Annotated in this window: 16 protein-coding genes; 10 read left to right on the top strand and 6 right to left on the bottom strand. The window is 62.1% G+C overall.

The annotated features are described in order from the left end of the window. The first annotated feature begins 228 nt into the window (after positions 1–228). The 5 genes from AC07UC_RS14700 to AC07UC_RS14680 all read left to right on the top strand — a co-directional run bounded on the left by AC07UC_RS14700 (position 229) and on the right by AC07UC_RS14680 (position 7,974). Positions 229–2,985 (top strand): AMP-binding protein, encoded by a 2,757-nt coding sequence (locus tag AC07UC_RS14700; protein WP_494906514.1) that lies wholly within the window; start codon positions 229–231, stop codon positions 2,983–2,985. After that, entirely contained in the window at positions 2,982–3,965 is a 984-nt protein-coding gene (gene nadE, locus AC07UC_RS14695; protein ID WP_494906513.1) for an NAD(+) synthase, read from the top strand. Before AC07UC_RS14700 ends, nadE begins: the two co-directional genes overlap by 4 nt. 6 nt (positions 3,966–3,971) lie before the next feature. Continuing rightward, positions 3,972–5,999, top strand: coding sequence for an asparagine synthase (glutamine-hydrolyzing) (gene asnB, locus AC07UC_RS14690; RefSeq protein WP_494906512.1), 2,028 nt, complete (start codon positions 3,972–3,974; stop codon positions 5,997–5,999). Next, on the top strand, positions 5,989–7,545 hold the full coding sequence (locus AC07UC_RS14685) for a class I adenylate-forming enzyme family protein (RefSeq protein ID WP_494906511.1): 1,557 nt from the start codon (positions 5,989–5,991) through the stop codon (positions 7,543–7,545). The genes asnB and AC07UC_RS14685 overlap by 11 nt, the downstream gene beginning before the upstream one ends. A 162-nt stretch (positions 7,546–7,707) precedes the next feature. Beyond that, positions 7,708–7,974, top strand: a complete 267-nt coding sequence (locus AC07UC_RS14680; RefSeq protein WP_140774214.1) for an acyl carrier protein — start codon at positions 7,708–7,710, stop codon at positions 7,972–7,974. A 197-nt stretch (positions 7,975–8,171) separates the two neighbouring features. Here the strand turns inward: AC07UC_RS14680 and AC07UC_RS14675 are convergent, their stop codons facing one another. Then, on the bottom strand, positions 8,172–8,864 hold the full coding sequence (locus tag AC07UC_RS14675; RefSeq protein WP_494906510.1) for a N5-glutamine methyltransferase family protein: 693 nt from the start codon (positions 8,862–8,864) through the stop codon (positions 8,172–8,174). Between the two features lie 364 nt (positions 8,865–9,228). Between AC07UC_RS14675 and AC07UC_RS14670 the strand changes: the two genes are divergently transcribed. Together AC07UC_RS14670 and AC07UC_RS14665 are read left to right on the top strand one after the other, a co-directional pair. Further along, positions 9,229–11,100, top strand: coding sequence for a putative bifunctional diguanylate cyclase/phosphodiesterase (locus AC07UC_RS14670; protein WP_494906509.1), 1,872 nt, complete (start codon positions 9,229–9,231; stop codon positions 11,098–11,100). Between the two features lie 197 nt (positions 11,101–11,297). Next, positions 11,298–12,266, top strand: coding sequence for an ornithine cyclodeaminase family protein (locus tag AC07UC_RS14665; RefSeq protein WP_494906508.1), 969 nt, complete (start codon positions 11,298–11,300; stop codon positions 12,264–12,266). Here AC07UC_RS14665 and greA read toward each other — a convergent pair. After that, complete coding sequence (gene greA, locus AC07UC_RS14660) at positions 12,263–12,745, bottom strand: transcription elongation factor GreA (RefSeq protein ID WP_494906507.1); 483 nt, start codon at positions 12,743–12,745, stop codon at positions 12,263–12,265. The genes AC07UC_RS14665 and greA overlap by 4 nt on opposite strands. A 190-nt stretch (positions 12,746–12,935) precedes the next feature. Between greA and AC07UC_RS14655 the strand changes: the two genes are divergently transcribed. The 3 genes from AC07UC_RS14655 to AC07UC_RS14645 all read left to right on the top strand — a co-directional run bounded on the left by AC07UC_RS14655 (position 12,936) and on the right by AC07UC_RS14645 (position 18,265). Continuing rightward, positions 12,936–13,127 carry a hypothetical protein gene (locus AC07UC_RS14655; protein WP_494906506.1) on the top strand — a complete coding sequence of 64 codons (192 nt, stop codon included), beginning with the start codon at positions 12,936–12,938 and terminating at the stop codon, positions 13,125–13,127. A gap of 479 nt (positions 13,128–13,606) precedes the next feature. Then, positions 13,607–16,483, top strand: a complete 2,877-nt coding sequence (locus AC07UC_RS14650) for a TrlF family AAA-like ATPase (RefSeq protein ID WP_494906505.1) — start codon at positions 13,607–13,609, stop codon at positions 16,481–16,483. A gap of 168 nt (positions 16,484–16,651) precedes the next feature. Beyond that, complete coding sequence (locus tag AC07UC_RS14645; protein ID WP_494906504.1) at positions 16,652–18,265, top strand: hypothetical protein; 1,614 nt, start codon at positions 16,652–16,654, stop codon at positions 18,263–18,265. 102 nt (positions 18,266–18,367) lie between these two features. Here AC07UC_RS14645 and AC07UC_RS14640 read toward each other — a convergent pair whose 3' ends face one another. From AC07UC_RS14640 to AC07UC_RS14625, 4 genes are read right to left on the bottom strand one after another with little or no spacing between them, the layout of a single operon-like run. Continuing rightward, entirely contained in the window at positions 18,368–18,613 is a 246-nt protein-coding gene (locus AC07UC_RS14640) for a MoaD/ThiS family protein (protein WP_140613542.1), read from the bottom strand. Between the two features lie 17 nt (positions 18,614–18,630). Then, a complete protein-coding gene (locus tag AC07UC_RS14635; RefSeq protein WP_494906503.1) occupies positions 18,631–20,892 on the bottom strand; it encodes a xanthine dehydrogenase family protein molybdopterin-binding subunit in 2,262 nt (753 codons plus the stop codon). Positions 20,893–20,894: 2 nt separating this feature from the next. Beyond that, complete coding sequence (locus tag AC07UC_RS14630) at positions 20,895–21,371, bottom strand: (2Fe-2S)-binding protein (protein WP_140774225.1); 477 nt, start codon at positions 21,369–21,371, stop codon at positions 20,895–20,897. Continuing rightward, positions 21,371–22,231, bottom strand: coding sequence for an FAD binding domain-containing protein (locus tag AC07UC_RS14625; RefSeq protein ID WP_494906502.1), 861 nt, complete (start codon positions 22,229–22,231; stop codon positions 21,371–21,373). Before AC07UC_RS14625 ends, AC07UC_RS14630 begins: the two co-directional genes overlap by 1 nt. Between the last annotated feature and the right edge of the window lie 28 nt (positions 22,232–22,259).

Below are 22,259 nucleotides of genomic sequence, written 5' to 3'. Positions count from 1 at the left end.
GGTCACGGGTTCCTGCCGCCGGAGGCATGCGGCATTGGTCCTGGGCAAGCGTCTCGCGGTCGCGGGGCCTTGGGGCAGGCCCGGCCATTGCGGAGAGGAATAGAGTAGTTCCGGCAACGGCGGATCGGAGAAAAGCTGTCCGGTCAAGATCGAGGCATCATCCGAATGATTGATGAAAAGATTCCGGTGGCGAGCGATGGTCGACAATTCAGCTTGGTGGGGCTCTGAATGTCTCCAGCGTATTTGCAATCGGAAGCGGTGGATCAAGATCTACAGGCGGATTGTCGGCCAACGACGCCCCGTGGATGGTCAAACGTGCCCGAGTATGCTCTTGACGAGGGTGGGCCTGTCTGGCGCCACTATCAGCAGATGGGCGCCGATTTTGCGGACATTCCCATCTTCGATCACCTTGCAAACGTCGCAAGGCAATATCCGGACAAGCTAGCGATCAGCGACGGCGCCGACCGCCTGACTTACTCCGAGCTTTTCCGGGCTGTCGAGACACTGTCCCACCGTGTCGCTGCCGTCGTCCCCGAAGGACTGGCGGTCGGAATCCTTCAGGCCAACTCGGTCTGGTACCCGGTGGCGATGCTGGCGAGCATGGCGGCCGGACGACCTTCGGTCCCGCTCAACATGAGAGATCCGGGCTCTCGGATCATTGAGATTGTGAATGCCGCGCGGCTCGGCGCCATCATAGGCGCTGGAAATGGTCGCCCCGTCGATTTGGCACAGGACGTGCTGTGGATCGATATTGCCGCCGGCGTCGCGCCGGACGGTCAAACAGCATCACAACAACCACCGCCCGCTTCCGTTTCCGTCGATGCCCCTGCAATGGTGCTTTACACCTCAGGTAGCACCGGACGTCCCAAGGGGATCGTCAACAGCCAACGCAGCCTGCTCTGGCGGGTCCGGCAATATGTCGACGCGTGCCATATAAACGCGGATGACGTTTTCCTGCCGCTGACCGGGCCGGCCACGATTGCCGGTTGCCGGGAGATTCTTGCCGCGCTGCTGACAGGCGCCGCGTTGCATCTTCTCGAGGTGGAGGCGGTCGGCCTGCGCGCGGTGCGCGCCCGGTTGCAGGCCGAAGGCGTAACGGTCGCCTATCTGGTGCCGGCTCTGCTTCGGGCGCTCCTGACCGAGGCCCCGGCCGACGCTTTCCACTCACTCAGAGTGGCCCGGATCGGCGGGGAAAAGGTGTCGTGGGCCGACATCGCGTTGCTACGCAAGGCCGTTACGGACCAGTGCCTGATCCAGATCGGCTACTCGTCGACCGAGACCACCGGTTCGCAATGGTTCCTGCCGGCGGACTGGCCGGAGCAAGACACGTCGGTCCCCGTTGGCAAGCTGCTTCCCGGGATGGCATTCGCCATTGTCGACGAAGCGGAGCACAGTGTCGGGACAGGCGAGAGTGGAGAGCTTCTGATCAGGAGCCCCTATGTGCTGCTTGGTTACTGGGAGAACGGCGTCGTCGTTCCCGCGCGGCCGGACCCGGACGATCCCGATGTTCGGATTTTTGCGACGGGCGACCTCGTTCGGCTGGACGATGATGGGCTGTTGTGGGTCGTCGGCCGCAAGGGGCGCCAGATCAAGATCAATGGTCGACGCGTCGAACCCGCCGAGCTCGAACGGGTCCTGCGTGGCGCGCCTTCGGTAGCGGATGCGGTGGCGATCGTGACGCCGGAGAAAGAACTCATCGCGTTCGCGGTTCCCAAGCGCTTGGCCGGGGCGGCATTCGCGGAGGAGCTTCGCCAGCTCGTCAGAACGACATTGCCGGCGCCACTGCGTCCCTCGCGGCTGCACACCATCACGGCAATCCCGCGCCTGCCGGGGGGGAAGGTCGACCTGGCAAGCCTCACCCAAATGGATCGTTCGGACAGAAAGACGGCGCCAGCCGCCCAAACGCCCACCGCCCGACCGCCGCCCGCCGGAGGCGAACTGAATGCCAGGCAAATCGTGCAGCACGCGTGGATGCAGGTTCTCAACACCGGCGTTGCCGCGGGCAACTGGGATGACGCGGGGGGAGATTCGCTGCAGCTGCTGCATTGCGTCATGGCGATCGAGAGCGCCATCGGGCAAGAAATAGGCCTTGAGGCCTTCACCGTCGGAATGAGCTTCAACGAGATGGTTGAGGCGGTCGCGTCCACACAGGCAGGCGCACGGCGCGAGAAGAAGCATCACCCTCCGGTTCTTTTCCTGTTTCCAGGATCCGTCGGCTATGGTCCGAGCCTGGCCGCCTTCGCGGCCGCCATGGGCAAAGTCGCCCGGGTCAACCCCATCAGGTATCCTGGCCTCGCCGCGATATTGGATGGACATAACTCCCTCTCCGCCATGGCTGCCGCCGCGCTCGAGCAGATAGACCGCGCCCAGCCTGCCGGCCCAGTGCGACTTCTCGGCCATTCGCTTGGCGGCGCGGTAGCGTTCGAGGTTGCCGCACGGCTTCTGGCCGCCGGTCGACCGGTCAGGTTTCTGGGCATCCTCGACACGAGCCTTCTGAACGAGCCGAGCGACCCTTGGAAGACACTGGCCCGCACATTCCATCGCATTCGGACAAATCGCATATCCGCCCACCGAATGGCTTGCCGGGCGCTTGCGAAGATCACCGTTGCAATGGGCTGCGAGGCGTATCTTGCCAGGTTTCTCGACCGCTCTGCCAAGGGAGAGTTCAACCCGACGAGCTTCAGAACCAAACTGGAACTGCAGGAGGTCTTGCGGGCGCGGTCTTTCTTCCAGTGGCTGGACGCACCGAAACCGGCCCTGCCCATCGGCGGCACCTTGTTTCGATGCCGCCGGGAGGGAATGCCTCAGGCCTTGGGCTGGGATAGCGCCCTGGCACGGCTAGACGTGGTTGCGATCGACGGCAACCACATCGACCTTGTCGTCGAGCCTCATCTTGCCACCAACCGTCCCCTCATCGAGAGGGCCGTTGTGCAGACCTACTCCGCGGCAGAGTCTCGCAAAAGGGAGGATTTGTCATCGACGTGATCTCACACTTCAGCAAGGACGTGCTGCTGCTCGATGCTCCCGCGGAGGTCGAGCGCATCGTTGACACCTTGCGCGCGCAGGTCCTTGGCACGCTCCATCGGCGCGGCGTGGTTGTCGGCCTTTCCGGCGGCATCGACAGTTCCGTCGTCGCGTCCTTGTGCACGCGCGCGTTCGGCAAGGACAGGGTCCTGGGACTGTTCATGCCGGAGCGGGATTCCTCCGGCGACTCGCTGAGACTTGGCCGCCGTGTCGCGGCACAGCTTGGCATTGAAAACGTCGTGGAAGACATAGCACCGGCGCTGGAGGCCACCGGCGCCTACCGCCGGCAGATCGAGGCGATCCAGACCGTCGTTCCCGACTATGGAGACGGCTGGAAATGCAAGCTGGTGCTCGCATCGGTGCTGGAGAGCAACGGCCTCAACATCACCCGGCTCACTGTCCAGGATCCAGAGGGCAAGGTCGACACGGTGCGCCTGTCGCCTGCCGCCTACCTGCAGATCGTCGCCGCGACCAACTACAAGCAGCGCCTGCGCAAGATGACGGAATACTACCACGCCGACCGCCTCAAATACGCGGTTGCCGGGACGCCAAACCGGCTTGAGTACGACCAGGGCTTTTTCGTCAAGCAGGGTGACGGAACCGCCGACGTGATGCCGATCGTCCACCTTTACAAGACCCAGGTTTACCAACTCGCGGACTATCTCGGGGTGGACGAGGAAATCCAGCGGCGGCCACCCACCACCGACACATTCTCCATGGCGCAAAGCCAGGAGGAATTCTATTTCGCGCTGCCCTATCACCTGATGGATCTATGCCTCTATGGTCTGAACCACGGGATCGCCGGCGATGAGGTCGCGGCGGCGGCAGGCCTCACCGAGCCCCAGCTTCAGAAAGTCTTCAAGGACATCGACGCGAAACGGCGGGCCGCCCACTATCTTCACGCGCGGCCCTTGCTGTCCGCCGGAATTGACGAGGATTGACCGGGGATGTGCGGCATCGCTGGAATAGTGGCGCTGAACGCCGCGGCGGCTTCTCCCTCGCGTGAGGCGCTGATGCGGATGGTGGGCGCGCTGGCGCATCGCGGCCCCGACGAGCACGGCCTTTACCGGGACAGACGCGCGGGGCTGGCGCATGCGCGGCTTTCCGTCGTCGATCATTCCAATGGCCAGCAGCCGCTCGCGGACACGGGCGATACGACCTGGATCGTGTTCAACGGCGAGATCTTCAACTACGTCGAGCTGCGGGAAAAGCTGATTGCGCTCGGCCACCGCTTTCGCACCCGCAGCGACACCGAGGTCGCGCTCCACGCCTATCGTGCGTGGGGCGAAGCAGCCTTCGAGCGGATGAACGGCCAATGGGCCATCGCCATCTGGGACTCGATGGCGGGTCGTCTCGTATTGTCGCGCGACCGGTTCGGCATTTGCCCCCTGCATTTCTGCGAGCACGCGGGCCGCCTCTATTTCGCCAGCGAGGTGAAGGCCATTTTCGCGGCCGATCGAACCATACCTCGCGCCTTTGATCCCGCCGGCATCGATCAGACTTTCACGCTCTGGACGGTCGTTCCGCCGCAAGGGGTATTCCAGGGAATCAATGAGCTCGAGCCGGGGCATGTCCGCACCTACCAGGATGGTACCGTTCGCGAGCGGGCCTTTTGGCAGCCCTCCTACCCCGAGATTTCCGGATCGCGGCAGGGCGAGTTCACCGGGTCGTGCGATGACGCGGTGGACCGCGTGCGTGACGCGCTTGAGGCCGCGACGGCGCTCAGGATGGTGCGCGCCGACGTACCTGTCGGGTGCTATCTCTCCGGAGGACTGGACAGTTCGCTCGTGGCCGCGCTGGGAAGGCGCTTCGCCGGCGAACGCTTCCAGACCTTCTCCTTGCGTTTCGCCGACGCCGAATATGACGAGACCCGCTTCCAGCGCCTGGTTGCCGAGGCGACCGGCAGCGAGCACCATGAGGTGGTGGTTTCGCGCGGCGATATCGCCGCCATCTTTCCGGAGGTGATCCACCACACCGAGCGCCCGATACTGCGGACCGCCCCGGCGCCGCTGTTCCTGCTCTCGCGGCTGGTGCGCGAGCGTGGCATCAAGGTCGTGCTGACCGGCGAAGGGGCTGACGAGATGTTCGCCGGCTACGACCTGTTCCGAGAAGCCAAGGTCCGCCGGTTCTGGGGCCGCCAGCCGGCATCGACACGGCGCTCGCGGCTCCTGGAACGCCTTTACCCCTACCTCACCCGCTCGCCGGTGCAACAGCAGGCGATGGCGCGCCAGTTCTTCGGGCGCAACATCCAGGCCTATGATGCGCCGGGCTTTGCCCATGACACACGCTGGCATACCACCAGCGCCATCAAGCGCTTGTTTTCCACCGACATGCGCGCTGAAACCGAGCGCCGCGACGCCGTGTCCGAGTTGCTCGCCCGCCTGCCCGCGGAGTTCCCGCGCTGGAGCCCCCTTGCGCAGGACCAGTATCTCGAGGTCCAGACGCTGATGTCTGGCTATCTGCTCTCCTCGCAAGGCGACAGGATGCTGATGGCCCACTCCGTCGAGGGGCGTTTCCCCTTCCTGGACGATGAGCTTGTGAAGCTGGCGAATTCGCTTCCGGCCGCCTACAAGCTGCGCGTCCTCGACGAGAAGCACGTGCTCAAACGCGTGGCCGAACCGATCGTGCCCTCCGAGATCGTGACCCGCAAGAAGCAGCCGTTCCGCGCGCCCAACGCGCTTTGCTTCGTCGCCGCCGACGCGCCGGAATACGTTCGCGAAGCGCTTTCGGAGACGGCGCTGCGCGAGGCCAATATCTTCGATCCGAAGGCCGTCACCCGCCTGCTCGGCAAATGCCAGGCCAGGACCGGCGACGGCGATCTGTCCAATGCCGACAACATGGCGCTGGTCGGCGTGCTGTCGACCCAACTCCTTCATCGGCAATTTGTCGCGAGCTGTCCCAGTGCAACTCGCGAATATGCGCTCAGCGTCGACGTCGACCGCGAACATCGGGAAGAACGCTTGCATGTTGCATGATGCCGTACCCCTGCTGCACGACTACCTCGCCCACTCCGCCCGCCGGCTCGGCGGCAAGGTTGCGCTGGTGTGCAACAAGCAGCGTGTCACCTATGGCGAGCTTGAAACGCGCGCCAATGCGATCGCCCGGGATCTGGCCGCGTCAGGGGTCGTGCGCGGCGACCGCGTGATGATCTTCGCCGACAACACCGTCGAGACGGTGGTGAGCTTCTGGGCGGTGCTCAAGGCGAATGCGGTGGTGTGCATCGTCAACCCGCTCACCAAGAGCGACAAGCTCGATTACCTGCTCAACGACTGCAAGCCGACGGCGCTGATCACGGACGGGCATCTGCTCGCGATCTTCCGCGAGCCGGCGCGCGGCTGCCCGTCACTTCTGCGCATGATCGTTTCCGGGTCGATCGACGACGCCGAGCTCTCCCGATTGCCGCATGCCGTGCGCTGGGACGCCGCGGTCGCCAACGACGGCTCCGCACCGCCGGCGCGACGCTGCATCGATGTCGATCTCGCCGCCATCATCTACACCTCCGGTTCGACGGGCGAACCCAAGGGCGTGATGCTGACGCACAGAAACATGATGACCGCCTGCACGTCCATCGCCTCGTATCTCGAGCTTGGCAAAGACGAGGTGATCCTCAACGTCCTGCCCCTGGCTTTCGACTACGGCCTGTACCAGATGATCATGGCGTTCCGCACCGGCGCCCGGCTGGTGCTCGAACGCTCGTTCGCCTTCCCGGCGCGGGTCCTTGAACTGATCAAGCAAGAGGGGGTTACGGGCTTTCCCGGCGTGCCGACCATCTTTGCGGCGCTCTCCGAGCTCAAGTCCCTCAAGGACCAGGATTTCTCACGCATTCGCTACGTCACCAACACAGCGGCCGCCTTGCCGCTCAAGCATATTCTCATGCTTCAGGATCTGTTTTCGAGCGCACGCATCTATTCGATGTACGGCCTCACCGAATGCAAGCGTTGCACCTATCTGCCGCCGGAGGACCTCGAGCGAAAGCCGTTGAGCGTCGGGATCGCGATCCCGAACACGGAAATGTGGATTGTCGACGAACATGACAGGCGGGTCGGCCCCGGCGTCGTCGGCCAGCTCGTCATTCGCGGCGCAACGGTGATGAAGGGATATTGGGGCAAGCCCGAGGCCACGGCCAGGAAGCTCAAGCCCGGCCCGCTGCCGGGCGAGCAGGTCTTGTACACCGGCGACTACTGCCGGATGGACGCGGAGGGTTACCTCTACTTCGTCGGCCGTGGCGACGAGATCATCAAATCGCGCGGCGAGAAGGTGGCGCCGAAGGAGGTCGAGAACGTGCTCATGGATATTCCAGGGGTGCGGGAAGCGGCCGTCATCGGTGTTCCGGACGAACTTCTGGGGCAGGCGGTGAAGGCATTTGTCGTGATGGAGAACGGAAAAACCATCGGCGAAAAGCAGTTGCAGATGGAGTGCCAGAAGCGACTGGAGAACTTCATGGTCCCGAAGTCCATCGTCGTCGTGGCCAGCCTGCCGATGACGGACACCGGCAAACTCAAGAAGACCGCCCTGTCATGAGGCGGGCTACCGCATGCCATTCGAAAGTGACCCCGGTCTCGGGAGAACGACATGCAATGAAAACAAGGACCTGGAAAGAGCGTCGCATGAATCCGTTTCAACGCGAGGCGCTTTGGGGGACGAAGTTACTGGATTTATAAGGCCGCAACGGAGGGCAAAGTCATGTTGACTACCAAGGAACGCAACGGAATATACAGCGAGCAAATTCGCAGTTTCCTGGTTTCCAATTTCTACGTGAGCGACGCGAAGGCATTGGTGAACGACACGTCCCTGCTCGATCAGGGCATCGTCGACTCGACGGGGGTACTCGAGATCATCGGCTTCATCGAGGAAACCTTCGGCATCATCGTCGAAGACAGCGAGCTCTTGCCTGAAAACCTCGATTCCATTCAGGGCATCGAGCAATACATCCTGCGCAAGATGAACTGATTGCCGGCGTAGGCCTTGACGCATGTCGCCCGGAAGCGACCCCGGTTTGGGAAAACGGCATGCATGAAAACAAGGGCTTGAAGCGCATTGCATGAATCCGTTTCAACGCGAAGCGCTCTATCCCCTTGTTTTCACGCAATTTCGAGCGACAGACCGCTACTGAGTTTTTCTGGAATTGCTCGGGCGTTCCGCACGGCTCACGCCTGCGCTTTGGCTTGCCCCAGCACCACCCGCCCCTCGCCGGCTTCATTGGAGACGGCGCGGATGTTCTCATATGCCTTGCTGCGCTCCAGCAGGGCCATCACCTGCCGGTCCTGGCCAAGGCCGACCTCGAAGAGCAGGACGCCGCCGGGCCGTAAATATCGCGGCGCGTCCTTCACCACCCGCATATGGATGCTGAGGCCGTAAGGGCCGGCCGCGAACGCTTCACGCGGTTCGAGCTCGACCAGATGCGCGCGGTCGCCCTCGAGCCGCTTTTCCGAAATGTAGGGCGGATTGCAGACGATCACGTCGATCGTCCCGTCAAGTTCCTGGCCCGAGAGGGCGCCGAACAGATCGCCCTGATGCACCGAGACGCGGTCGGCCATGCCGTGATGGGCGGCGTTGCGTCGTGTCGCCTCGACGCATCCATCGGTGAGGTCGCTCGCCCAGACGCGTGCGGCTGGCACGCGGTGGGCGATGGCACAGGCCAGGTTGCCGGCGCCGCAGCACATGTCGATGATGCGCGGTGCCGGCAGGTTCATCTGATGCAAGACACCAAGCGCCGTCGCGCCGAGCAACTCCGTCTCGGGCCGAGGCACGAGCGCACCGGGCGCGACGAGCAGCTCAAGTCCCATGAAGACGGCGCGGCCCGTGCCATAGGCGTCGGCGACACTGAACTCTTTGCTCATGGCGACCCCCCACTCGCTTGGTCCTGCCAGTATAGATGCTCGGCATCCGCGCGCCAGTCAAACCTGCGCCGAAGCCAAATTTCTCCGGCTTTTGTCTCGAAACCGGGGCACGCAGGACACGAGGTCATGGACGCTTCCTGCGATGCTCCGCCACGGCCCGCTGCCTGCCTTTATTTGAGAGATACGCCGTAAACCGCTGAAATCCTTAACACGATTTTCATTCCACTGCCCTAACCACGATGCCATGGCAGGGCATTTCGAGCGCTTGTTTGCTGGCCCCTCTCCCCGGGGGCAGAGCGAAGCCGTGGCAACGGGGATCCTCCGCGATCAGTTCGCTGATCTGCGGAAAGGGGTCTTCATTTCCATGCCGATCGCCACGGTGCTGTCGGCGCTGATCCTGGCCGTGCAGATGCTTTCGCATGGCGGCCTTGCCGTGGTGCTGTGGTTCGCCGCGGTCAGCATCATCAACAGCGCGCGCCTGGCGCTTGCCGCCGCCCAGCCCGACATTTCCGGGAGCGGCCCGAGGCCGGTCAGCGCCCGGCTTTCCCTTTACGGCGCATTGGCGCTGGCGTCCGGCATTGCCTGGTCTTTCCTGGCCGTGCTGGCGGACGGATACACCACCGCGCAGGCGCCGCTCTATCTGATCGTGCTCGCGGGCCTGTCGGCCGGTTCCGTCACCTACTCGGCCTCGTACACGCCGGCGGCGATCAATTTCATGACGCTGCCGCTTCTGGTCGCCGCCGGATGCGTGCTGGCCAGGGGCGGTATCGAGAACTACGTCCTGGCCTTCACCATCGTGCTGTTCCTCGGCGGAATGGTCAGGAGCGCGCTGATCGGGCAGGCCAGCTTCCGCGAGACGAGCCGCCTCAAATACGAGGCGCGGGAATTCGCCGCCGAGATGGACCGCAATTCCAGGCGCGATCCGCTGACGAATCTGCTCAACCGGTACGGGCTCGAGCAGGCAATCCGACAGCTCGGGCCTTCCGACGGCCCGTTCGTGACCATGCTGATCGACCTCGACGGCTTCAAATCCGTCAACGACACCTATGGCCACAACATCGGCGACGACCTGCTGGTCAAGGTCGCGCGCAGGATCGAAGACCATGCGCCGCAGGGCGCCACGATCGCGCGCATCGGCGGCGACGAGTTCGTGCTGCTGTTTTCCGCCGCGCGATCCGCGCATGCGGCCGGGGCGCTCGCCGGCGCACTCATCGCGGCGATCGCGCAACCGGATCCGGCGTTGAATTCGGTGTGCGTCGGCGCCTCGGTCGGCATCTACGTTTCGGACAATCCACGATTGACGGAAATGCTGCTGCGGGCCGATTTCGCGCTCTATGCGGCCAAGCGCAAGGGCAGGAACGAATACTGCATCTTCGATGCCGGGCTCGACCAGGCGCTGGAGCGCAAGCACTGCATCGAGCGCGACCTGCGCGGCGCCATCGAGGCCGGCGCGCTCTGCTCATGGTTCCAGCCGCTGGTGCGTCTGGATACCAGCGCGGTGGTCGGCTTCGAGGCGCTGCTGCGCTGGCAGCACCCGCTCCATGGGGCGATCTCGCCGCCCGAGATCGTCACCGCGGCACGCGAGACCGGCCTGCTGCCGCTGCTGACGGAAACGGTGTTCGGCAATTGCTGCGCCATGATCGAGGCACTGGCGGGGAGCGGCCGCGGCGATGTCCGGGTCGCGATGAACCTGTCGCCGCGCGAGCTCGAGGCGGGCAATGTCGACGACATGATCCTGGACATGCTGAAGGCCAGGAACCTGCCCGCGGCGATGCTGGAGATCGAGATCACCGAGGAAGCGCCGGTAGACCGCGACCGGGTCGACGAGAAGATCGGCCGCCTCGCCGACGCAGGCATATCGATCGTGCTCGACGATTTCGGCACCGGCTTTTCGACCCTGGTCGCGCTGAAGGACAGCCGCATCCGCAAGATCAAGATCGACAAGCATTTCGTGCGCGACCTGGCCAAGTCCGTGGAGGACCAGGCGCTGGTCAGGACGGTCATCGATCTCGGCCGCACGCTGGGCATAGAGGTGATGGCCGAGGGGGTCGAGACGGAAGCCGACCGCCTGATCCTGCGCTCGCTCGACTGCCTGGTCGCGCAAGGCTTCCTGTTCTCGCCCGCCCTCCCCGCGCCCGAGGCGCTTGCCTATGAAGCGGCCCATTCCAGCCGGATGCTGGCGGCGGAAGCGCTCTTCGACCCCGCCGCAAGGCGTCAGAGCGGCAGCGCGGCCTGACCTTGCACACGCCGCTCGCGGCGCAGGCTTTCGGCCGCGCGCGCATCGTGTAATCTGACGATCTCCTAGAGCCGGATGATTTCAGGTCGAATCGACCTGAAATCTGAATCCGTCTCTAAAATCAAACAGATAGAGCATGATGTCGTCCGAAAACCGCTTCACACTTTTCGGCATCATGCTCTAGGGAACATGACAAGATGAACAACCAGTCCCCGGCCGCCGAAACGCTGCCCTATCTGTCGTCGGCGGTTCTCGACCGCCTGGCGATCTCCACGCCCGATGTGGTCGACGAGATCGAACGCCAGATCATCGGCCAGAGGCGCGGCGAAGTCTGGTGCGCGCCCAAGGCCGCCGTGTGGCCGGGCGACGACCGCTACTTCATGGCCACGCTCGGCGTCGCCTCCGTGCCATCCGTGCTGGCCACCAAGTCGCTGGTGGTGAACCCGCGCAACGCCGCGCGCGGACTGGCCACGATCAATTCGCTGATCAGCCTGCTCGACGCCGAGACCGGCCTGCCGCTGGCCCTGGTCGACGGCAATTGGGTGACGGCCAAGCGCACGGCGGGCCTGAGCGCCGTCGCCGCAAGGCGCATGGCCCGGGCCGATTCATCATCCGTCGCCTTCATCGGCTGCGGGGTGCAAGCGCGCGGCCATTTGGAAGCCTTCGCCGACCTCTTTCCCCTGCGCGAAATCCGCGCCTTCGGTCGCGGCAAAAGCAATCGCGACGCGCTGTGCGAAATGGCGCGCTCGCGCGGCCTGGAAGCAATCCCCTGCGACACGGCAAGGGAAGCGGTGGACGGCGCCGACATGGTGGTGACGACGGTGACCCTGGTGCCTGAACCCGAACCGTTCCTCGACGCCAACTGGCTGAAACCGGGAAGCTTCACCGCGATCACCGACCTCGCACTGCCCTGGCTGCCCGAAACCATGCGCCGCTTCGACCGCATCGTCGTCGACGACCTGGAGCAGGAAAAGAAAATGCCCAAACCCATGGTCGACGCAGCACTGGTCGCCGGCGACCTGACGGGCCTGGTCTGCGGTGACTTTGCGGGGCGGCAGAGCGCAGGTGAGGCCACGGCGTTTGTGTTCCGGGGGATGGCCGTGGGCGATCTGGCGGTTGCGGCGCTGGCGTATATGCGGGCGCAGGCTGCGGGGGTGGTCCGCTAGGAAATGGACAGGATCTCGAGTTCGCGCGGCCCCAGCTGGACAACATCGCCAACGCTCTTGCCAATCAGCGCGATCGCCACCGGCGAACCATGCGAGATGGACGCTTGCGCCGGGTTGGCCTCATCCTCGCCGACGATGCGGAAGGTCTGGGTGCGGCCATCATCACGCGCGAAGGTAACGGTGTGCCCGAAGGCGATCACGTCATTGGACGTCGGCACAGGCACAAGCTGAGCCGTACGGACGCGCTCGGCATAATAGGTGACGTCGCGAACCGGAACCGCCGACTGTCGCCGCCTCTCGTTGACATCTTCCAGCACGCTTGCGGCCTCGAGCGCCTGCCGGGCGCGAGCCAATTCATCATGCAGCATCTTGAGGCCCGCCTCTGTGACGAGGTTGATCCGATCGGAGATAGGCCGAGCCGGCAGGACGGTTTCCGATGCCGCCTCCGCACTTTCTTCCTTGGCAAAGGCTACGCTCAATGGGTCGTAACTCCGTGTCGAATGGTGTTGGTTAGGGGATAACCTATGGGCGACGATAAAGCTTCAACAATTCGACGGCTGGCTTCGGCGGAAACGGAATGGTCGCGAACGCCCAGACACTCGAGCGGGCCGCGAGGCCGGCGCGCTCGAAGGCCTGATCCGCCACCAGCCGGTGCCTGAAAACGACCGCATGGCCCAGCGCTACCGCCTGGAAGCCGGCACGCTGGCGGAGAAGGACGCGGTGCTGGTTGGCCAGGCGGAACTGCTGCGCTCGATGCTGGAAGGGGTGCCGGGGATGCGATGCTCGCGGTCAGAGACGAGATCGAAGAAGGGATCGCGCCTATCGGCGACGCTAAGGGAGAGGCAGACGTTTCTGCTGTGAGGTGGAAAGCGAACGTAACTGCAGCGCTGCAGACGGGACATGTGTAGACCCTAACTTCGGTTCCCATGCGAACGCCGAAACCGCCCGATTGCTTCAGGCCCATAGCTGACCAGCGACAATGCACCACATCTCGTTTGTAGCGCTAAGCTTCGTCGCACCTTGAAGGCAGCCATAGTCCGTGCCGTAGGATCTCGTGACTGCATCAAATACGAACGCTTGGTAGCGTGCCCACGTTCGAGTCTGGGTGGCCCGCCATTCTGCTTCTCTAGCGGAAATCACTAGTCAAACCTTCAACTGCGAGAAGACAAACTGGCAGCACTAAACTCATAATTTTGGGTGCCAATCATACGATGCAAAAGGACGCGTCGGAAAGCGCCCGAAACCGTCCTGCTGCATCCAGACCACGTACGCCGCCCGATTAGATTGTGCTTCACGGAAAGTATTTGAGCAGTCATACTACTCGAAATTTGGGGGCAATTATGCTTGAACGCGGTTCGCTTTGGCGACGCTGGGATTTACATGCTCACACGCCAGATACGGCAGTGAACGACCAGTACGGCAGCTGGGATGAGTACGTCACTGCGATTGAGAGCCAGACAGAGGTCAGCGTCATTGGATTGACGGATTATCTTCTGCTCACGAATTACTCAAAGATGCTCGCATACAAGCAAGCTGGTCGCCTGAATAACGTTGACTACCTTTTGCCGAACATCGAGTTCCGACTTGCTCCGCCGACCGACAAAGACACCGCGGTCAATATCCATCTTTTGGTGTCACCGGAGGATCCCGCCCACGAGCAGCACATCAATAACGCACTCGCCCGACTTCATTGGCAGTATAACAAACAGCGCTACTCGTGTACGCCGGATCAGTTGATGGCGCTCGGACGAGCAATCGACGAGACAATCTCGTCGAATAAGGAAGCGCTGTCCAAGGGCGTCGAGCAATTCAAAATTGACTTCAGCAGCTTTCGCGAATGGTTCAATGGTGAACCGTGGCTGGTTGCCAATTCGCTGGTTGCGGTCTCCGGCAACAAGGATGGTCTCTCCGGCTTCCTGTTGGACGGTGGGTGGGCCGCAATGCGTGAGGAGATTACGCGATTGAGTCACGTGATCTTCTCCGGGCGCCCGAAGGAAGCAAAGTTTTGGCTCGGATCAACCGGTAGTCCGCAAGATGTGGAGTTTATGCAGAAGCTGGGGGGACCAAAGCCGTGCGTCCATGGCTCAGACGCCCACAAGCTAAGCGACCTGTTCAAACCTGAGGACGACCGATTCTGCTGGATCAAAGCCGATCCAAACTTTGATGGGTTGCGGCAAATCCTGCTTGAACCTAGCGAACGCGTCTATATTGGTCCGACGCCACCAATCTATCATGATCAAGCCCGCGTCATCGATACGGTGACCCTCTCTAGCGCCGGCGGTTGGTTCGACAAAAATTCGATCCCGCTGAACAGTGGCCTTGTATCGATCATCGGCCAGAAAGGCTCCGGAAAATCCGCGCTTGCCGAACTGATCGCCTTCGGGGCAGGAAGCTGGGAGCCGACAGACGGAAGCTTCATCAGTCGCGCCGGTCAGTACCTGGCAGGAATGTCCATCGCGCTGAAGTGGGCCGACGGAGATGAAACAACGGTCGTACTCTCCGACACTGTGCCCTCCAACGGGCGTGTCAGGTTCCTGTCACAACGCTTTGTAGAGAAGTTGTGCGCGGACGATACCTTGGGTGACGACCTCGTGCGTGAAATCGAGGCCGTCATCTTCAACGCGCTTGACCCGACAGATACACTTAACGCGTCGACCTTTCAGGAACTTCGTGACGCCCGTACGGAAACGACAACTGCTCAGGGCGATCGGCTACGCGAGGACATTGGCAGGTTAATCCGCGACGAGATCGTCCAACGCGCCGCTTTGAACAAGATTCCGGAAAAGATTCAGGCCTGCGACAAACTGAAGGTGGAAGCCGTTGGACTAATGAAGCAGATGCCGCAGCCCACTACCGCTGGGGAGGCGCAAACACAAAAGAATCTTCAACAAGCCCGGACTTTGCTCAGCGACCTTCAAAACAAGATTGGCGCTCTCAAGCAGCGGCGGCAGAAGATTGTGGACGTGCGCGGGCGTGTCCAAGGTATGGCTCGCGACATTCAGCGATATCGCCTGGAGATCGTGCCGTTACTGGACGCCGCCTCTATTACTGAAGCAGACCATGAGCTCTTCATTCCCAAATTTGATGATCGGTACGAGAGTAAGCTCAAGGCGCGCGATGCCCAATTGGCGTCACAGGTTTCAGCATTGGATGGAGCGGAAGCTAATCCGGCATCAAATACAGTGCGGTACGTGAGCGCTGAGATTGAACGGCTTTCCAGACTCGAATCGGCTGACAAGGCTCGCCACGAGCGGGTCAAGGCTATTCAGACTCGTCTCGCTGCAATCGCTGTGGAGATGGCAAGGCTCGAAGCTGAGATTGCGCAGCGAGATAGCCTGCAGTCGGACGTAGCCGCATCTCGAACCCGTCGCCTGGATAGCTACGTATCTTACTTCAGCAATCTCGCAGAAGAGCAAAAGACTCTCGAAAATCTCTACAAGCCTGTTCACCAAAAACTTGCGGATCGTGAGCACGAGCAGGACTTGAAGTTTTCCATTAGGTGGGAGGTAGATTTGGCAAGATGGCTGGAACGCGGTGGCCAGCTTATGGATCAGCGCCGGACCTTACCGTACGGCACCATGACTGAGTTAGCAAGGAAGGCTCGTCAGGTCCTTGTCCCGGCTTGGGCCTCCGGGGATCCGAGCAAGATTCGTGAAGCGCACGAGAGCTTCATGCAAGCATTTCGGTCGCAACAATTGTTGCCTGGTGCTTACCTAAGAACGGGTGTGACCCTCAGTGACCTGCTCAACTGGCTTTACGATGTTCAGCATGTGAGCCTGAATTACGGTCTGAAGTATCGCGGAACTGATATGGAGAAGCTATCTCCCGGTACAAAAGGCATCGTGCTGTTGATCCTCTACCTAGGATTGGACGAGCGGGATACTAGGCCCCTGATTGTAGACCAACCCGATGAGAATCTTGACAACGAGTCAATCTTCGAGCTGCTCACCACCTACTTCCGTTCAGCGAAGAAGCGACGTCAGATCATACTGATTACGCACAATCCGAACCTCGTCGTGAACGGCGATTCGGATCAGGTTGTGGTGGCCACAGCCGTTGTCGGCGAGAACGGGCTACCTCGCATCAGCTATGCGGCCAGCTCTCTTGAGAACAGCAATGCAGACGGCTCTGGCATACGGCAGAAGACTTGCCGAATCCTCGAAGGCGGAACGGATGCTTTCCAGAGGCGTGAACGTCGCTACGCGTTGTCCTCGTGAGTCATTCTGACGAATAATAATCGATGAAGACCAAGCGTTCATTCACTAGTATACAGACCAGCCATTTGTCGCGAGAAATGCCGAATCTGAGGACAGCGACCCTCTTCTTGGTTGCGGCACTAGGAGAAAATCCGTGTTTCAAATCCCATTGTCTGCTGGTCATTTCGTATGACAGCTGAATACGCGGAGCCCCAAAAGGTACTGGCTCGTCAACAGGTGATCGGCAGTGCAATAGCGGCACTCACCAAAGACCGTACTGACGCCACATTATGTCGCCGAAGTTATGTTCGCGAAGTGCGAGACTTGCTTGTCTCACGCGGTGACTATGACGCTAGTGCAGCCGCACAGCTGAGTGACGAGACGATCGACCGTTGGGAGGCATTCTACGACTCCGTTACTCAGGCGAGAGACGCGAGGAATCTCAAAGTGGCCTACCTGTGCGGCCCTAACCCTGAAAATGATCTTCGTGTGTTCTGCGCCGCTGGCATTCTTCCAGAAAATATTTGGGCCTTTGAATCCGATGCCGACGTTCACGACAAGGCAGTGGCCTCGGCACTCGCATCGGAATTCCCTTTCATCAAGATCATAAATGGCGGCATCGATACGTTTCTCGAGGCCTCGCCGATGCGCTTCGACATCATCTACCTGGATTTTTGCGGGCCTCTGCCCAGCCGCAACAAAAAGCAAAAGACTTTGCTAGTGATATCGAGGGTACTGGCTCGTCATGCTTTAAATTCGCCTGGGGCGCTGATCACGAACGTCGCTCTACCCACGGAGGCTGGTGACGCCGTTGGTCGCGCCCTGTTGGCAAAATTGGTGGCCTGCTATCTCTACCCCAAGGAATTTCTTGAAGGAGATGCCGGCACCACCCCTGAGGGTCCAATTGCACAGGGACATGATTTCGACGATTGGCTAGCTATCGTGTCTGCCGATCTTGAAGATTACTACGGCCAGTTTGTTACACGCGTGCTGATGGATCAGGCCAGTTTCATATCGCCCTATAACCGCTTCCCCAAAAATAGCAGAATTTACGCCAACTTTTTCAGGAAGATGCCGGAGGCAGAAAGCAACGCGCTCGTGGAGTCAGCGTTTCACTTCGTGGATACGGAAGAAGGCGGCGGTGGCGACATTGTCGTGGACGCCGGCCAGTACCCAGTTCTCTGGGCATTTGCCGCTTTGGATAAGAAGACAAATGCCAAGGACGAGAACTACCCCCAATTGGTGAACCTCGATGCGGATTTCGCATCCTTCGCTGATCTCTTCCTGTCACAACTTCGGACGGACGGGCAAAAGGATGGGCTAATCCGGAACACCTGCGAAATAACCTTTTCAATGCTAGCCCACATGGATGCCGATGCCTTTCTGACTGCTCCCCTCGCCAAGGTGGTCAATGAACACAACTTTCAAGACTACTATCAATTCTGCGACCTTGTGCTAGGGCACCAGATTGTAGAGCTGTTGTTCCGGCAGATCGCAGTACCCTATCATGTCAATGTCGAAATGACCCGGCGATGGCGCTACCAAGCAAAAGATACGCCCATGTTTATGGACATGACGATCCTGGACGAATGTCGCTACCTCTACGATTGGATGCCTACAATCGAGATGGTCTCTGCCGGCTTTTCGAACATAGAGCGCCAACTGGCGTATAGGTTTGCGCTGGACGGCGTGTCAAAACATCGCCGGTGGTACAACAGCGAATACTTTTTCGGGACTGCAGTAATAGACCAGTTCACCGACCAGTTCGAGGCGAAGATTCTTCACCCTAGATCTAGCCTTTAGACAAATTACCCACTGCACATCAGCGGGCGAGCTCTCAAGAAACGGCGCCCGTCATCTCCAGTAGCCAGGATCATCAATGACGGCGCGATCCGCCTGCCCCCCTCACCCCCCAGCCAACCGCGGCAACAAAAAAATCTCCGCCCCCGGCGGCAATTCCTTCCCCCAAGTATCCCGATAAATCACCCCATCGATCGCCACGGCAATCCCACGATCGATCCACGGCTCGAACCCGGGATACTGTTCAGCCAGTTTCCTGAACAGTTCCCTGATGTCCTTGGCTTCGACCTCGACCTTGCTCTTGCCGCCGGCGAGCTGGCCGAGCGCGCCCCAGAGGGTGACTTCGACCACTGGCCCGAAACTCCGCCCTAGCCCCGTTCTGCCTCGATCGCCGCCAGGATGCGCGGCGGCGACATTGGAATATGCGTCATGCGCACGCCCGCCGCGTTCGACACCGCGTTGGCGATCGCCGCCAGCGGCGGCACGATCGAGGTTTCGCCGACGCCGCGCACGCCATAGGGGTGGTTGGGGTTGGGGATTTCCAGGATCTGCGTGTCGATCATCGGCAGGTCGGAGCAGACCGGGATGCGGTAGTCAAGGAAGCCGGCGTTCTGCAGCCTTCCGTCCTTGCCGTAAATATACTCCTCGTTGAGCGCCCAGCCGATGCCTTGCGCCGCACCGCCCTGGTACTGGCCCTCGACATAGGTCGGGTGCACCGCCTTGCCGGCATCCTGCACCACCGTGTAGCGGATCACCCTGGTCGAGCCGGTCTCCGGGTCGACCTCGATGTCGCATATATGGGTGGCGAAGGAAACGCCGGCGCCGTCGGCGACGAGCTCGCTGTGGCCGGCGATCGGCCCGCCGGTCTTGCCGGACTGCGCCGCGATCTCCTTCAGCGAGAGCGCCGCGAGGTTGCCGTACTTCTCGCCCTTGGCGATGGCATGGCCCTTTTCCCAGATCACGTCGTCGACCGGGATATCCCACATCTGCGCTGCGCGCTCACGCAGGATCAGAATAGCGTTGCGGGCGGCCGAGATCGTCGCCATGGAGGAGGAGAAGGTGCCGCGGCTGCCGTCGGTCATGTCGTTATAACCGAGGGAGGACGTATCGGCGACGATCGCCTTGAGCTGGGTGTAGTCGATGCCGAGCTCTTCCGCCGCCACCAGCGACAGCGAGGCGCGCGAGCCGCCCACGTCCACCGTGCCGACGGCGAGCGACACCGAGCCGTCCATGCCGATGTTGAGGTCCACGCAGGTCTGTCCGCCGAAATTGAACCAGAAGCCGCAGGCCATGCCCCTGCCCTGGTTCTTCTTCAGCGGCGCCTTCATGTGCGGATGGTTCTTCACCGCTTCCAGCGTCGGGCCGATGCCGATCGGTCCGTAGACCGGACCGTAGGACGAGCGCGTGCCTTCCTGCGCGGCGTTCTTGATGCGGAAGTCGACCGGATCCATGCCGAGCTCCTTGGCGAGCTCGTCGACCGCACTTTCCACCGCGAAGGCCGCCATCGGCGCCGACGGCGCGCGATAGGCCGCGGTCTTCGGCCGGTTGACCAGCACTTCGTAGCCGACCGTCTTGACGTTATCGAGCTTGTAGCAGGCGAACGCCGTCATGGCGCCGATCTCGGCCCAGGCGCCGGCATAGGGGCCGCAGGAATAGCGCAGCGTCGCTTCCGCCGCGGTGATGGTGCCGTCCTTGCGGGCGCCGATCTTGACGTCGATCGAGGTGGCGCTGGTCGGACCCGAGGCGCGGAACACCTCGTCGCGGGTCATCACCAGCTTCACCGGCCGTCCGGCCTTGCGTGACAAGGCAAGCGCCACCGGCTCGGCCCAGACATGGGTCTTGCCGCCGAAGCCGCCGCCGATCTCGGAGGAGGTGACGCGCAGTTTCGAGGCTTCCATGCCGAGCAGCTGGGCGCAGTGCTGGCGGTAGACGAAATGGCCCTGCGTGCAGACCCACAGGTCAGCGGTGCCGTCGGAAGAGACGCTCGCCACGCAGGCATGCGGCTCGATATAGCCCTGGTGCGTCTGCTCGGTCTTGAAGGAGCGCTCGACGATGAAGTCGGCGTGGCCAAAGCCCTGGTGGACGTCGCCATGGCCGAACTGGCTGCGCTTGGTGACGTTGGAGGGTTTTACCGGCTTTTCCTCCAGCCCCTCGGTGAAGATCGTGTCGTTGATCAGCGGGGCGTGGTGCTGCATCGCCTCGTCGACATCGGTGACATGCGGCAGGATCTCGTAGTCGACCTCGATCAGCTTCAGCGCCTGCCGGGCCGTGCGGGCGTCGACGGCGGCGACAGCGGCCACCGCATGGCCGTCATAGAGCGCCTTGGTGCGCGCCATGCAATTGTCGAGGATGTCGTACATGGCGGCATCGCCATCGGTCAGGTCCGGCAGGTCTTTCGCCGTGATGACCGCCTTCACGCCGTTCAGCTTTTCCGCCTTCGACGTGTCGATCTTCCTGATGACCGCATGCGCGTGCGGGCTGCGCAGCACGCGGCCGACCAACTGGCCGGCCATGTTGAAGTCGGCGCCGTAGCGGGCGCGGCCCGTCACCTTGTCGACGCCGTCGGGACGGATGGGGCGTGTGCCGACGGATGTGAATTTACGCCCGGAAAAACGCGGATCGAAATTCATCTTCAGGCTCCCTTCATCACATGTGCCGCGTCCTGGACGGCGCGCACGATCTTGTCATAGCCGGTGCAGCGGCAGAGGTTGCCGGCGAGGCCGAAGCGGATTTCCTCCTCGCTCGGGTCGGGGTTTTTCGCCAGCAGGTCCTTGGCCGCGATCAGGAAACCCGGCGTGCAGATGCCGCATTGCAGCGCGGCATGCTCGAGGAATTTCTGCTGCAGCGTGTGCAGCTGGTCGCCATGCGCCATGCCTTCGACGGTCTCGATGCGCCGCCCTTCCGCCTCGGCGCCTAGCACCAGGCAGGAGCAGACCAGCCGGTCGTCGAGGATGATCGAGCAGGCGCCGCAATCGCCGGTGCCGCAGCCTTCCTTGGCGCCCGTCAGGCCGAGCCTGTCGCGCAGCACGTCGAGCAACGGCTCGTCAGGCTGGCAGAGATATTCGATATTGTCGCCATTGATTGTCGTCGAGACTGCTATGCCAGCCATCATTTGCCTCCTGCACGTGCGTAGGCTGATGTGGCGGCACGTCTGGCCAGCACACCCGCAACCTTCCGTCTGAATTCGATGGTACCGCGCTTGTCGTCGATGGGGCGGCAGGCGCCGGCGCAGACTTTTGCCAGCCGCTCAAGCGCCGCCTCGTCCAGCTTCCTGCCGATAAGCGCCTCGGCGGCCTCCTCGACCAGCAGCACGGTCGGCGCCGCGGCGCCCAGCGCCACGCGGGCGGCTGTGATGACGCCGTGTTCGTCGATCGTCAGGTTCACCCCGGCGCTGACCACGGCGATGTCCATCTCGGTGCGCGGGATGAAGCGCAGATAGGCATCGCCCGAACGCGGCGCTTGGCTGTCGAGCAGGATCGCCTCGATGATCTCGCCCTTGGCGAGCGAGGTCTTGCCCGGCCCGGTCGGCACGGCCTCGACGGGGATGGTGCGCTTGCCCGAAGGCCCGGCAACCACTGCCCTCGCACCCGCCGCCACCAGCGCGGGCACGCTGTCCGCCGCCGGCGAGGCGTTGCACAGATTGCCCGTGATTGTGCAGCGTCCCTGAACCTGCTTCGAGCCGATCAGCTTGGCCGCCTCGACCACGCCGGGCCATGCCTTCTTCAGGGCGGTGTTCTCGCCCAGCACGGCGCAGGGAACGGCCGCACCGATGCTGAAACCGTCAGCCGTTTCGCGGATTTCGCTCAAGGACGCGATCGACTTGATGTCGACGATCAGGTCGGGCTCGACAAAGCCTCCCTTCATCCTCACCAGAAGGTCGCTGCCTCCGGCCAGTATGGCGGCCGTGCCAGCCGCTCCGGCCAGTTGGCCGACGGCATCTTCGATTGAAAGCGGACGTATGTAGCGCATCGTCTCCCCTTGGATATCGCGATTTCAG

This window comes from Mesorhizobium sp. GW821-FHT04C10 (genome assembly GCF_059420305.1).
The sequence above is the reverse complement of the archived record's forward strand: the minus strand, read 5'-3'. Positions and strand labels throughout refer to the sequence as shown.